This is a genomic window from Marinobacter segnicrescens, from assembly GCF_900111555.1.
Classification (GTDB): domain Bacteria; phylum Pseudomonadota; class Gammaproteobacteria; order Pseudomonadales; family Oleiphilaceae; genus Marinobacter; species Marinobacter segnicrescens.
On the sequence record NZ_FOHZ01000012.1, the window covers coordinates 84,984 to 98,562 of the forward strand.

Here is a 13,579-nt window from a genome sequence, read left to right on the forward strand (position 1 = left end):
TCACCACTCCCTTGAAGAGGGCCAGTAAGGCAAGGTATGAGCTCCGGGCAATTCCCGGATTCCGCTTCCTACCGGCGCACGGGCCAGTGCCGGCCAGTCGCCATCGCTGCGAAACGTCGCCCGCCCTTCACGCAGATGGCTTCTTATGACAAAGGCGGTGCCGTCCCAGTACTCCCCGAATTCACCATGACTGTAGGCTTTCAGCCCCCGGGCGGGGTCCCCAACCAGCACTTCCTGGTCACTGATGCCCTTGATCACCACGAAATGCCGGAATCCCCGGATGTTGATCAACACGATGACTGGCAACCGCACCTGCTCCCGCAGACCAGCCAGGCCCATGCGGAAGCCATCGGCCTGGTACCCCTCCAGCTCCAGGTAGCGCTTCATGTCCAGCATGGAGAACCCCTCGCGCCGGACCTTTTCCTCGTCGGCCAGGGCAAACATGGAGCGGAACACCTCCTGTTCGGTCACTTCATGTCCATAGTGATAGGACAATAACGAAGCCACCGCAGCGGACCCGCAACTGAAGTCGTATTGCTGGCGGATCACTTCGCTGAAGGTTTTCTCACGATAGCTTTCCACCGGAATGGCCAGGTCCCCGCCGATACCCGGCACGATGACCGAGCCAGCCTGGGCCTGGGGCCAGAGCAGGCTGCACATCAGCCCCGTTGCCAGCACTGCGAACCTGCCCATGCCCCACCTCCGGTTACTGATTGATGAGTATATTGATCTGGGTGCTGTCCTGGATGACCACCTGGTTGCCGGTGTTCTGGATCACGGTGGCGATACCGTTCATGTGCCCGAAGGCACTGTCTGACAGATAGTTGTCGCCGGTGACCACGTTTCCGGAAAGCACATTGTCGGCGACTGATGCGTTCTGCTCCGTGTCGTTCATCTGCCACTGCATGGTGACGCCCTGACGGCCGCTGGCGCTGGCCAGCTGGTCATCCGTCAGGGGCGAGACATTCATCCACTGTTCTGCGAGCGCCGGTGACAGCCCGCACAGTAATCCCAGCAACACAGATGCCTGCAGAATCCTTCTGGTGACGCTACCCATGGCATTTCTCCTGAAAAACGGGCCGCCTGCGCGAGCAGACGGCCTCATTTCCCTAGTTGCCAGTGGTCAGGTTCGACATGACGCTGACATTGGCCTGAGTCACGCTTCCTGTCCCGACGTTCTGGGCAAATGCACCGACACCGGTGAAGTTCGCAGAGCCACCGGAGACTTCATTATTGTTGCTGACATGGGTATAGGAGCCACCGCTCGCATCCCCATAGGTGGTAGTGACACCAGACACGGTTCCATCCAGCTCCGCAGTGTTCATGAACGCACTGACACTCAGGGTCAGCGTGTTGGTGCTGCTGTTGGAGTTGTAGGAATCAGTGGCATTGGCGGAGTTGTCCGAGCTGTCACTGTTGCCACTGTTGGCCACCTTGAAGGAGTCACTGACTGTGGTGCTGTTGTCAGAGTTGTCGGAATTATCGGAGTTGTCCGAATTATCCGAGTTGTCGTTGCCGCTGTCGGCAATCTTGAAGGAATCGGACACAGCGGTGCTGTTGTCAGAGTTGTCGGAGTTATCCGAGTTATCCGAATTGTCGGAGTTGTCGGAGTTGTCCGAATTGTCGTTGCCACTGTCCGCGATCTTGAACGAATCGGCGACGTCAGTGCTGTTGTCGGAGTTGTCCGAATTATCGGAGTTGTCCGAGTTGTCAGACATGTCGTTCGCTGTATCGGCGATCTTGTAGGAATCGGCGACACTGGAACTGTTGTCTGAATTGTCAGAATTATCGGAGTTGTCCGAATTGTCTGACATATCATTTCCACTGTCTGCAATCTTGAACGAGTCCGCAACATCAGTGCTGCTGTCCGAGTTATCGGAATTGTTCGAGTTATCCGTGGAGTTGTCATTGCCGGAATCGGTATTTCCGGAATAGTCATTGTTGGCGGTGGAGGTATTATCAGCGTTGGTGTTCGGATCTCCGTCACCACCCTGGTCCGCCCAGGCAACCCCGGAAACACCCAGTCCTACCGCAATGGCCATAGCCAGCAAGTTTCTCTTGGTATTCATGATGTCCCTTCCCTTTACGTTATTGGCTCTTGGTTATTCAGGGCCTCCGACACCTGAGCGCTCACAGGTACTCCATGCACCAGGCCCGCAAAGGAGAGAACTGCGATTCCTGTGCCAGAATTTCGATTATTCTTTAAGCGGCTGTTTTTAATGATATTCCCCGGATCAACGGAAAGTGAATAATCCGTGTGCCCGGAGTTTATGTCGCAAGGGTGAGACACGGCGCGGCCTTTGGCAGCGTCGAAAATCCATTAATAACGCCATTTCATACACATAGACCAAAATCTTGACTGTAAAGAGGATCTACAGGTTTCACGCCAGGAAAGCAGAAACACGAAAGCCCGGCGGACCGGGCTTTCGTGAACGCTGCGAGGATGGAACACTAGTCCCCGCTGGGCCTCTTGCGGCTTTGCCGCCAATCACCAAGATCTTCAATGAGCTTGAAGAAAAGCGGCACAAAGAACAGCGCCAGGGTGCTGGCTACGATCATGCCACCGACGACCACGGTGCCAATCTCCTGCCGGCTTGCCGCGCCGGCCCCGGTACTGAAGGCCAGCGGCATGGAACCCACGATAAACGTCAGTGCCGTCATCATGATGGCACGGAAACGCTGGCGGGCCGCCTCACTGGCAGCCTCGGTACTGCTCATACCGGCACGACGGTTCTGGGCCGCGAACTCCACAATCAGTATCGCATTCTTGGCCGCCAGGCCGATCAGCACCAGCAAACCCACCTGGAAGTAGATATCATTGGGAAAGCCCCGCAACAGGGAAGCAGCCGCCGCCCCGAAGACACCAAAAGGCACGGCCGTGGCCACCGCCAGGGGCAGCCCCCAGCGCTCATACTGGGCCGACAGGATCAGGAACACCAGCAACAACCCGAGCCCGAAGGCAATCACACCCGTGTCGGCGCCAGCCTGTAGTTGGTAAGCCTCACCGGTCCAGCCCAGCTGGGTGTTACGGTCAAATACGTCGTTGCCCACCTCCTGTAGCGCCTGAAGGGCGTCGCCGGTGGTGTAACCGGGGCCTGGATCTGCCAGCAGTTTTGCTGACGGGTAAAGGTTGAACCTGTTGAGAATATCCGCTCCGGCACTGCGCTCCAGGTCCACCAGGGAACTGACCGGGATCATCTCGCCGTACTGGGACCGTACAAAAACCCGACGCAGATCCTCCGGGTGACTGCGGAACTCGCCTTCAGACTGAAGGTTCACCTGCCAGTTACGCCCGAGCAGCGTAAAGTCATTTACGTACAGCGAGCCGAAGGTACTTTGCATGGTGATGAAAACCTGGTCCACCGGCACGCCGGCGGCCTGTGCCTTCTCCCGGTCGACGGTGGCCTCGTACTTGGGAATGCCGGTGTCCAGGGTAACCCGCACGTTCTGCAGTTCGGGGCGCTGGTTGGCTGCCTGGGAAAACCGGTCAGCAATGGACTTGAGCTCAGCCGTTGTCCTGCCACCGCGTACCTGCACGTAGCCCTCTACGCCACCAGTGGTGGACAGCCCCCGAATAGGTGGCGGAGTAAAGGCCATAACCCGCGCATCGGGCATACCGGCACCGATACCCATGATCTTGCCGGCAACAGCATCCGCGCTCTGGCCCGGCCCTTCACGCTTCGACCAGTCTTCCAGGGTGACAAAGGAGACCCCGGCATTGGTACGCAAGGCACTGGCGATAATGTCGTAGCCGGCGAAAGCAACCACATTGGCGATTTCAGGCACATCCATCATCTGTGCAACCAGGTCGTCCCGCATATCGGCGGTACGGCTAAGGGATGAGGCCGCGGGCAGCGACGGGGCTACCAGCACGAAGCCCTGATCTTCCTTGGGCACCAGGCCCGACGCCATGCTGTTTAACAGGAATACCGTACCCGCCAGCATAGCCACAAACAGGAATACCCCCAGCACCACATGCCGGAGCAGGAAATCCACGACCTTTACAAAGCCGCTGGTAATGACCTCGAAACCCTTGTCGAACCAGCGGAACAGGATCATCTGCTTTTTCGGCTGGCCACCGAGCAGCATGGCGCACATGGCCGGGGTCAACGTCAGCGCAACCACACCCGAGATGATCACTGACACCGCGATAGTGATCGCAAACTGACGGTACAGCTCGCCACTCAGACCGCCCAGGAAGGCAACAGGGGCGAACACGGCCACCAACACCAGGGTTGATGCCACCACCGCGCCGGAGACCTGTTTCACGGTTTCCACCGAGGCATGGTACGCCGACATTTTCTCTTCCTTCATCAGGCGCTCGGCGTTCTCCATGATGATAATGGCGTTATCCACCACCACCCCGATGGCCAGTATCAGCCCGAACAGGGTCAGCAGGTTGATCGAGAAGCCCAGCGCCTGCATGCCGGCAAAGGTGCCGATCAACGAGACCGGTATCGCCACCAGGGGAATCAGGGTGGCACGGAAGTGCTGGAGGAAGAGGAACGTGACCACGACCACCAGCAGCACCGCAACAATAAAGGTGCTGATGACCTCCTGGATGGATATATCGATAAAGCGCGTGGTGTCATAGGGGATGCTGTAGGAAAGCCCCTCAGGAAAACGACTGCTGATGTCGTCCATGGCCTCCCGTACTGCGGCGGCCGCATCCAGGGCATTGGCCCCGGGCTGCAGGTAGACACCCAGGGGAACGGTGGGTTCGCCGTTAAAGGTGGCGTCAAAGTCGTAGTTCTGTGCGCCCAGCTCAATGCGTGCAACGTCCTTCAGACGCAGACTGGCACCGTCTTCGTCACTGCGCAGGATGATATTGCCGAATTCCTCGGTGCTTTCCAGGCGTCCGGGAACCGACACACTATAGGTAAAGGCCTGACCCTGTGGCGCTGGCTCGGCACCGATACGTCCGGCGGCGAACTGGGCATTCTGGGAGCGAATCGATGCGGCAACATCGGCAGGGGTCAAGTCATACTGGGCCAGCTTGTCTGGCCGCAACCAGATACGCATGGAATAGTCCTGGGCACCGAACAGGGAAGCGTTACCCACCCCCGGCACCCGCACCAGCTCATCCAGCACGTTCAGCAGGGCATAGTTGGAGATCTCCACCACATCCATGCTGCTGTCCGGTGATGACAGCGCCAGAACCTGCAGGATCGACGTGGAACGGGCTTCCACGGTGACCCCCAGGTCCCTCACCGCCTGGGGCAGGCTTGCCGTGGCCTGCTGAACCCGGTTGTTTACGTTGATGGTCGCCTGGTCCGGATCGGACCCGATTTCGAAGGACACGGTAATACGGAAACTGCCCGAGTCCGTGGCGTTGGACTCCAGGTAGATCATGTCATCGACGCCGTTAATCTGTTGTTCCAGGGGGGCTACCACAGCGTCAGAGATCACCTCGGCACTGGCCCCCGGATAACGGCCATCAACCACTACCTGTGGCGGCACCACGTCGGGGTACTGCTCTACCGGCAGACCCAAAAGGGCAATGGCACCACCGAGCAGGATGACAATGGAGATAACCGACGCAAAGATGGGCCGGTCAATAAAGGTGCGCAGCATTACTCGGCTCCTTCCCCGTCTTCTCCGGCCACTTCAACCTCCATGCCATCCCGCAGCGCTACCATGCCGCTGACAACCACCCGGTCGCCGGCCTGCAGACCATCAGTGATTACCTGACGCCCATCAACCACCGGACCCAGCGTTACGTAGCGACTGGCCACTATGCTCTCGTCACCGACCACGAAAACCCGGGCACCCTCGGGTCCCTGGCCGACGGCGCTTTCCGGTACGGTAAAGGCATCTTCCAGGGTCTGCAGCTGGATCCGCACCCTGACGAACTGCCCCGGCACAATGCGATATTCCTTGTTGGGAAACACCGCCCGGGCCATTACCGTGCCGGTACGGGGATCCAGGGTGCTGGCGGTAAAGTCCACGGTACCTTCATGCTCATAGGCTTCACCGTCGACGGTAATCAGAACTGCAGACAGGGTAGTGTCGCCATCGTCGGAAGCGGCCATGGCGGCACGGGCGCGACGCTGGATGGTGGCATCGTTTTCGGGGAGGGCAAACCGAACGTGGATCGGATCGTGCTGGACAATGGTGGTCAGCAGTGTGCCCTGCTGGACGAGGCTACCCTCGGGCAGGTCTTCCAGGCTTGTTGCGCCGGAAACCGGGGCTGTGACCTCGGTGTAATCCAGGTCGAGTTGAGCCTGGGTCAGCCCTGCCTCGGCCACCGCCACATTGGCCCGGGCCAGTTCCAGCGTTGACCGCGCTGCATCCCGATCCCGCTCGCTGATGGCGCCCCGGTCAAACAGGGACGAAATCCGGTTCCACTCTCGCTGGGCCTGGCTCAGCTCGGCACGGGCCACCTGCAAACGGGCCTCGGCACCCTGAACCGCCGCCGCTGCCGGGGCCCGGTCAATGCGGAACAGGGCATCGCCCTGCGCTACCAGCTCACCCTCTTCGTACAGCCGCCCTTCCAGAATGCCCTGGGTGCGTGCCCGCACTTCTACCTCGCGGGCGCCCCTGGCACGACCAGCATATTCCTCGTGTACCTCTACCCGTGCAGGCTCGGCTGTTTCAACACGGACCTGCTGGGGCGGCGACTGGCCTGCCGAGCCTCCCTGCGATGGCGGTGCCTGATCGCCATTACTGCAGGCTGCCAGCAACGTGGCGATGATAGCGATCAGTGCGCCCGTAACAGCGGGCCTGGACCGGTTTTGAGACAGCATCGAGGGACTCCCGTGAATGTGAGAAAAGGCAAGGAAAATAAAAATACATTCATGACTGTATGTATGCAACGAATAACTGGCTACAATGGGCCAACTGACCATTGCCTGACGTCGCCTGCTGGCGGCCAGTCTTTTCTATAACCAGGACCACCATGGCCAGAAAAACCAAGGCGGAAGCCGAAGCAACCCGGGAAGCCATTCTCGATGCGGCAGAACAGGTCTTTTTTGAAAAAGGCGTTGCCCGAACATCCCTGGAGCAGGTTGCCTGCACCGCCGGTGTGACCCGAGGTGCCATCTACTGGCACTTCCGTAATAAACAGGACCTGTTTGAGGCCATGCTTGGCCGGGTCAGCAACCCCATGACAGCCCGGCTGGAGGACCTGCTGGAGAACCGGCGGGACATTACCGCCCTGCGGGCGATCTGTATCGACTCGCTCCGCCAGCTGGCCACCAGTGAACATAACTTCCGGGTATTTTCCATTCTGTTTCTGCGCACCGAATCCGATACCGGACTGGCCGCCCAGGACCGCTTAGCCGGCAGGTCTGTTGAGCTTCTCAAACAGTACTTCAGCACCCCCGGGGTCCAAGACTTGCTGTTGGAGGGGGTCAGCCCGGAACTGGCAGCCATGTCCATGCACACGTATTTCACGGGGATTTACTTCGACTGGCTGAAAGCCCCCAGCCAATGGGACCTCGCTCAGCAGACCCCGGCGCTGGTGGACGTGATCCTGCGCGGGCTGTTTCGGCCAGGTGTAAGCGTGGTGGACCACCCCTGACAGCGCCCGGTCCTGCGCCGGGCTCATGCCCAGACCAGCAGGATCACCGGTACCGAGATAGCGACAACCAGCACCGACAGCGGCAACCCGAGGCGCCAGTAATCACCGAACCGGAAACCGCCCGGCTCCATCACCAGGGCATTGGACTGGTGTCCGATGGGAGTCAGAAAGGCACAGGAAGCACCAACCGCCACGGCCATCAGGGTCGCATCGGAGGCGATACCCAACTGCGACGAGAGACTCAGGGCGATGGGCGCCACCAGTATGGCAGCCGCCGCGTTGTTAACCACGTTGGACAGCAACATGGTGCCAGCCACCAGCACCACCAGCAGCACCGCAGGGGAGAGCCCCTGCCCGACCGCCATCAGCTGATTCGCAATCAGGCCTGCGCCGCCAGTAGAATCCAGCGCACCACCCACAGGGATCATGGCCCCCAGTAGAACAATGATGGACCAGTCGATGGCCCGGTAAGCCTCCGCGGTGTCCAGGATATCGGCCAGCACCATGGTAACCGCCGCGCCAACCAGTGCCACAGGGGCCGACAGCCAACCGGCAAGTATCAACGCGATAGCCCCCAGGAAAATGCTGCCGGCGATCCAGGTACGGCGCTGGGTGCCAAACTGCAGGCCCCGTTCCGCCAGTGGCAGGCAACCAATATCCCGCAGGGCTCCATTGAGAGTGTCGTCCTTTCCCTGAACCAGCAATATATCCCCCGCCCTCAGGGTAATCTGCCCCACCCTTTCCTTCAGTCGATGCCCCTGACGCGCCACCGCGATGATGACCAGGCCCTGGCGTTCCAGCAACCGCAGACGGTTGGCCGTTTGGCCGATGAGGGAGGATTCGGGGGTCACAACGGCTTCTGCAATCCGGTAATCGTCCTGGTCCAGGTCCTCCCGGTTATCGCCATTGTCCTCCCCCAGCTCCAGGCCGGCCTTGTCCACCGCCGCCTGCAGACTGTCCGTATCCGCCTGCACCAGCAGCAGGTCCCCGGCCTGCAGCACCTGGTAAGTGGAGGGAGCCAGCTGGCGCTTGCCGTTGCGAATCAGCCCCACCACTGCCAGGTCAGCGTCATCGCGGTTGTCCGCCAGCAGGTCATGGAGCGGGCGACCGATGTAGTCCGACTCTTCGGGAATCCGCAACTCGGTGAGGTAATCGCCAACACTGAACAGTTTTTCGCCCTCATCCGCCTCTCCTCGCCGTGGCGTCAGCCGCCACCCGATCAGGGCAATGAATGCGACACCGGCAAGGGTAATGGCCGCCCCCACGGGCAGGAAATCCAGCAGCCCGAAATGGCTACCACCTTCCCGGTAGGAGGCGATGATGATGTTGGGGGGCGTACCGATCAGGGTCATGGTGCCGCCGAGCAGGGAGCCAAACGCCAGCGGCATCAGCAGGTAGGAGGGCGACCGTCCGGATTGCCGTGCCATCCAGACCGCCACCGGCATCAGCAGGGCAAGGGCGCCCACGTTATTGATGAAACCGGAACACAGGGCCACCACGCCCGTCAGCGTTGCGACCTGGACGGCCGGCCTGTCGCCGACACGGCCGAGTACCCGGGCAATGCTGTCCACCACCCCTGCATTCACCAGCCCCTGACTGATCACCAGGACCGCTGCCACCGTTATCACCGCCGGATGGCCGAAGCCTGCAAAGAGCTCCGCCGACGGCACCAAGCCCGCTATCGCCACCACCAGCAGTGCCAGCATGGCAACCAGGTCGAACCGGATCCGGTTCCAGATGAACAGCCCGAGGGTGGCCAGCAATACCGCAAACACTATGCCCTGATCTGTGGTCAACTTCCCTGATCCTTCCCGATTTGTCAGTAAAACAGAGGCTTAACCCGGAATCATGTCAGAAAAATGTGTCTGACATCACGGCCGCATTATGACAGTCAGTTAATATATCGTTCATCATAAGGGTTTACCCTCCCAGCACCCAACAACTCTCAGCAAGGGAATGCCATGTCAGAGCAGCAGTTCAAGATCGTATTCGAAGGACGTGTCGCGGAGGGCGTTTCGCCGGACCAGGCCCGAGATAACATCCGGGCACTGTTCAGCCTTTCAGATGCCAGGCTGGAACACCTTTTCTCCGGCCAGCCAGTCGTCATGAAGTCCGGCCTTGATGCGGGTGCCGCAGACAATTATCTCAACCGCATGCAGCGGGCCGGCATCGTAGCGACCCGGGTCGCCATGAGAGCCCCGGCCCCCGCTGCTCCGCCGACACCTCCCGTACCCCCCGTCAAACCGACAGGTTCCGCCGGATCCGGCCGCGAAGATGACGAACCACGTATCGCCGGCTTTCGGTTCAATGGCAATGGCAAGGAATACTTCGGTATCTGGATCGTCAACATCCTGCTGACCATCGTTACCCTTGGCATCTACTCTGCCTGGGCCAAGGTACGCAACCTGCAGTATTTCTATGGCAACACCGAACTGGACGGCGCCAGCTTCCAGTTCCTCGCCAGGCCCACCACCATCCTCAAGGGCCGGCTGATCGCCCTGGCGGCACTGATCCTGTATTCCGCGGCCTTTGCCTTCTTCCCGGTTATCGGCCTTTTGCTCATGGTGTTGCTGGTGATTGGCACACCCTGGATTATCGTGCGCTCGCTGCGTTTCCATGCCATCAACACGGCCTATCGCAACGTACGCTTCGACTTTGAGGGTCGTTACCTGGACGCGCTGATGCTCACGCTGATCTGGCCTGTACTCAACGCGCTCTGCCTGTTCCTGCTGACGCCGCTGATCGCCCGCAAGGGACATCAGTTTCTGGTAGAGGGCAGTCGCTACGGTACAACACCCTTCCAGTGGCATGGAGCCACCGGCACCTACTATCGTTTCTTCGGAATCGGGCTGTTGATTGCCATCGGTGTGATTGTGGCAGCCATCGTCCTGTCCATGATAAACCCGGTTATTGGACCGATCATCGGTGCTGTGGGTTACCTGGGACTGTTCGGCTACTTCAAGGCCGGGCTGGCGAACCTGATGATCAACCACGCCGAGCTGTCTGACCACCAGCTCACCTCCGAGCTGGAGCCCGTCCGCCTGGCCTGGATCTTGGTCAGCAACAGTTTCCTCACCGTTATCACCCTGGGCCTTTACCTGCCCTGGGCCAAGGTGCGCCTGGCCAGGTATCGGGCCGATCGCACCAGCATGGCAATCCAGGGGGACCTGGACCACTTCGTGGCCGCCGAGAGCCGCCGTACCAGCGCCCTAGGTGAAGAACTCGGGGAGGCATTCGACGTTGGCTTCGCCGCGATCTGAGCCCGGTCTCACCATACATGGCCGGTTCTACACCGGCACCGACTCGCGCAGCCGCCCTGCCCGCCTTTCGCTGGCGGAGGGTCGGCTGCAGCTAGATACTGGTCCCGCGGAACACCGCCGTGAGCTCACATCCCGGGAGGTCACCCTGAGCCCCCGGGTGGGCAATACCCCCCGCTATCTTTACCTGCCGGACGACGGAGTGTTCGAAACCACCGAGAACGACCAGGTGGACATTCTCTCCCGGCGGATTCATCAGGGCCTGGGTGCAAGGCTGGTCCACCGGCTGGAAAACCACCTTGGACTGATCCTGGCTGCCGCACTTGCCACCACTCTGGTCACGGTACTGACGTTTACCCACGGCATTCCTGCGCTGTCGTCGCTGGTCGCCCGGGCCCTGCCAGATGAACTGGCAAGCCAGATGTCTCAGGAAACGCTGCAGCAGATGGACGATTTCATGCTGTCTCCGTCCGGGCTTCCAGCCGAGCGCCAGCGGTCACTCCAGGCCCATTTCACCCCGCTGCTGGCCAGCGAACCGGAACACAGCTTTCAGGTGATGTTCCGCAGCGGTGAAGGTATCGGCGCCAACGCCTTTGCCCTGCCCGACGGCACCATCATCTTTACCGACGACATGGTGCAACTGGCGAAACACCCGGACGAGCTTTCAGCGGTGCTGGCCCATGAGATGGGGCATGTCGTGGCCAACCACGGCCTTCGGGGCGTGGTGCAATCGTCTCTGGTTGGCTGGATGATCGTGATGATGACCGGCGACCTCTCCGCCGCGTCGGACATGGTCGTGGTTGCCCCGGCGCTACTGATGAACCTGTCCTACTCAAGGGGTATGGAGCGTGAAGCAGACGCCTACGCCCTGGAGCTGATGCTGGCTGAGGGCCTGGAACCCAGCCATTTCAGCAACCTGATGCTCCGCCTGGAGGCCTCTCACCAACAGAGAAAAGAGAAAGGAAGCGCGGACACGGACAGTAATGGCTGGGGCGAGCGTATTGGCGGCGCGCTGTCATCCCACCCCCTGACCCGGGAGCGAATCGAGCAATTCGAGCGGGCCTCCGCACAGTAACCCAAACGTCAATACGCAAAAAGGCCGGCAGGATCATCTCCTGCCGGCCTTTTTGTCAGGTGGTGCCAGGCTCCCGCGGGAGCCCGGACCAGACAACGAACGGTTCGATCAGAACTGGTTCATGGTGTTGTCTTTACCACCGGCCTTCAGAGCCGCTTCACCTGCGAAGAACTCCTTGTGGTCATCGCCGATATTGGAACCGGCCATGTCCTGGTGCTTCACAGTCGCGATACCCTGACGGATTTCCTTACGCTGTACGCCAGCAACGTAGGCCAGCATGCCTTCGTCACCGAAGTAGCCCTTGGCCAGGTTGTCGGTAGACAGGGCCGCAGTGTGGTAAGTCGGCAGGGTAATCAGGTGGTGGAAGATGCCCGCTTCGCGAGATGCGTCGCGCTGGAAGTTCTGACACCACTCGTCGGCCAGCTGAGCCAGCTCGGTGCTGTCGTACTCTTCGCTCATCAGGTTGGCGCGGTCGTAGGCAGATACGTCCTTGCCTTCTTCCTTCCACGCGTCGAATACCTGCTGACGGAAGTTCAGGGTCCAGTTGAAGGACGGGCTGTTGTTGTAGACCAGCTTGGCATCGGGCACAACTTCACGGATGCGGTTAACCATGCTGGCGATCTGGCCAACGTGGGGCTTCTCGGTCTCGATCCACAGCAGGTCAGCGCCGTTCTGCAGGCTGGTGATACAGTCGAGGACAACACGGTCTTCGCCAGTGCCCGGACGGAACTGGAACAGGCCGGAAGCCAGGCGTTTCGGCTTCATCAGCTTGCCGTTGGACTTGATCACAACGTCGCCGTTGTTGATTTCAGACGCATCCTCGATGTAGTCGCCGTCCAGGAAGCTGTTGTACTGGTCGCCCAGGTCGCCCGGCTCGTCGGTAACAGCCAGCTTCTGGGTCAGGCCAGCACCCAGGGAGTCGGTACGGGCAACGATCACACCGTCATCAACACCCAGCTCCAGGAACGCCAGACGAACGGCGTTGATCTTGGACAGGAAGTCAGCGTGCGGAACAGTTACCTTACCGTCCTGGTGGCCACACTGCTTCTCGTCAGATACCTGGTTCTCGATCTGGATGCAGCAGGCACCGGCTTCGATCATCTTCTTGGCCAGCAGGTAGGTGGCTTCTGCGTTACCGAAACCGGCATCGATGTCGGCAATGATCGGCACAACGTGGGTTTCGTGGTTGTCGATCTGCTTGATCAGCTCTTCAGCCTTGGCGTTGTCGCCAGCGTTTTCGGCTTCTTCCAGGGCGCGGAACAGGTGGTTCAGTTCCCAGGCATCCGCCTGGCGCAGGAAGGTGTACAGTTCTTCGATCAGGCCGGATACGGCAGTCTTCTCGTGCATGGACTGGTCAGGCAGCGGACCAAACTCGGAACGCAGGGCAGCAACCATCCAGCCGGACAGGTACAGGTAACGGCGCTTGGTGCTACCGAAATGCTTCTTGATGGACAGCATCTTCTGCTGGCCAATGAAGCCATGCCAGCAACCCAGGGACTGGGTGTACTGAGAAGTGTCCTTGTCGTAGTTCGCCATGTCTTCGCGCATGATCTTGGCGGTGTACTTGGCGATATCCAGACCGGTCTTGAACTTGTTCTGGGCGCGCATGCGAGCGGCATGCTTCGGGTTGATAGCGTTCCAGGTCGGATTCTGCTTCAGGATAGAAGCAATCTGGTCAACGTCTTTTGCGTAAGGCATGGTCTCAGTCCTTGCAGTTGAGGGTTG

The 13,579-nt window shown here is 60.0% G+C and carries 10 protein-coding genes; 3 read left to right on the forward strand and 7 right to left on the reverse strand.

The genetic code is table 11. The features are described 5' to 3' along the window. The 5 genes from BM036_RS12715 to BM036_RS12735 form a co-directional block, all read right to left on the reverse strand. A complete protein-coding gene (locus BM036_RS12715; RefSeq protein ID WP_091852754.1) occupies positions 1 to 693 on the reverse strand; it encodes a C39 family peptidase in 693 nt (230 codons plus the stop codon). A 13-nt stretch (positions 694 to 706) separates the two neighbouring features. Further along, positions 707 to 1,057, reverse strand: coding sequence for a hypothetical protein (locus tag BM036_RS12720; RefSeq protein ID WP_245742615.1), 351 nt, complete (start codon positions 1,055 to 1,057; stop codon positions 707 to 709). Positions 1,058 to 1,109: 52 nt separating this feature from the next. After that, positions 1,110 to 2,069, reverse strand: a complete 960-nt coding sequence (locus tag BM036_RS12725) for a hypothetical protein (RefSeq protein WP_091852757.1) — start codon at positions 2,067 to 2,069, stop codon at positions 1,110 to 1,112. A gap of 382 nt (positions 2,070 to 2,451) precedes the next feature. Continuing rightward, positions 2,452 to 5,574: an efflux RND transporter permease subunit gene (locus BM036_RS12730; protein ID WP_091852760.1), complete on the reverse strand. Its 3,123-nt coding sequence runs from the start codon at positions 5,572 to 5,574 to the stop codon at positions 2,452 to 2,454. Beyond that, on the reverse strand, positions 5,574 to 6,746 hold the full coding sequence (locus BM036_RS12735) for an efflux RND transporter periplasmic adaptor subunit (RefSeq protein WP_091852763.1): 1,173 nt from the start codon (positions 6,744 to 6,746) through the stop codon (positions 5,574 to 5,576). Before BM036_RS12735 ends, BM036_RS12730 begins: the two co-directional genes overlap by 1 nt. 152 nt (positions 6,747 to 6,898) lie before the next feature. Here BM036_RS12735 and BM036_RS12740 point away from each other — a divergent pair, with 152 nt between their 5' ends. Further along, positions 6,899 to 7,522 carry a TetR family transcriptional regulator gene (locus BM036_RS12740; protein ID WP_091852767.1) on the forward strand — a complete coding sequence of 208 codons (624 nt, stop codon included), beginning with the start codon at positions 6,899 to 6,901 and terminating at the stop codon, positions 7,520 to 7,522. A 23-nt stretch (positions 7,523 to 7,545) separates the two neighbouring features. Here BM036_RS12740 and BM036_RS12745 read toward each other — a convergent pair whose 3' ends face one another. After that, positions 7,546 to 9,318 (reverse strand): SLC13 family permease, encoded by a 1,773-nt coding sequence (locus BM036_RS12745; protein ID WP_091852769.1) that lies wholly within the window; start codon positions 9,316 to 9,318, stop codon positions 7,546 to 7,548. A 165-nt stretch (positions 9,319 to 9,483) separates the two neighbouring features. Between BM036_RS12745 and BM036_RS12750 the strand changes: the two genes are divergently transcribed. Next, positions 9,484 to 10,782, forward strand: a complete 1,299-nt coding sequence (locus tag BM036_RS12750; protein WP_091852772.1) for a YjgN family protein — start codon at positions 9,484 to 9,486, stop codon at positions 10,780 to 10,782. Further along, entirely contained in the window at positions 10,763 to 11,854 is a 1,092-nt protein-coding gene (locus tag BM036_RS12755; RefSeq protein ID WP_091852775.1) for a M48 family metallopeptidase, read from the forward strand. Before BM036_RS12750 ends, BM036_RS12755 begins: the two co-directional genes overlap by 20 nt. Before the next feature lie 108 nt (positions 11,855 to 11,962). Here BM036_RS12755 and BM036_RS12760 read toward each other — a convergent pair whose 3' ends face one another. Continuing rightward, a complete protein-coding gene (locus BM036_RS12760) occupies positions 11,963 to 13,552 on the reverse strand; it encodes an isocitrate lyase (RefSeq protein ID WP_091852778.1) in 1,590 nt (529 codons plus the stop codon). Positions 13,553 to 13,579 lie beyond the last annotated feature (27 nt).

What these genes read in the sequence shown, in the direction of transcription:
- BM036_RS12715 (WP_091852754.1), bottom strand. Translation starts at nt 693, where the DNA reads ATGGGCAGGTTCGCAGTGCTGGCAACGGGGCTGATGTGCAGCCTGCTC.
- BM036_RS12720 (WP_245742615.1), bottom strand. Translation starts at nt 1,057, where the DNA reads ATGGGTAGCGTCACCAGAAGGATTCTGCAGGCATCTGTGTTGCTGGGA.
- BM036_RS12725 (WP_091852757.1), bottom strand. Translation starts at nt 2,069, where the DNA reads ATGAATACCAAGAGAAACTTGCTGGCTATGGCCATTGCGGTAGGACTG.
- BM036_RS12730 (WP_091852760.1), bottom strand. Translation starts at nt 5,574, where the DNA reads ATGCTGCGCACCTTTATTGACCGGCCCATCTTTGCGTCGGTTATCTCC.
- BM036_RS12735 (WP_091852763.1), bottom strand. Translation starts at nt 6,746, where the DNA reads ATGCTGTCTCAAAACCGGTCCAGGCCCGCTGTTACGGGCGCACTGATC.
- BM036_RS12740 (WP_091852767.1), top strand. Translation starts at nt 6,899, where the DNA reads ATGGCCAGAAAAACCAAGGCGGAAGCCGAAGCAACCCGGGAAGCCATT.
- BM036_RS12750 (WP_091852772.1), top strand. Translation starts at nt 9,484, where the DNA reads ATGTCAGAGCAGCAGTTCAAGATCGTATTCGAAGGACGTGTCGCGGAG.
- BM036_RS12760 (WP_091852778.1), bottom strand. Translation starts at nt 13,552, where the DNA reads ATGCCTTACGCAAAAGACGTTGACCAGATTGCTTCTATCCTGAAGCAG.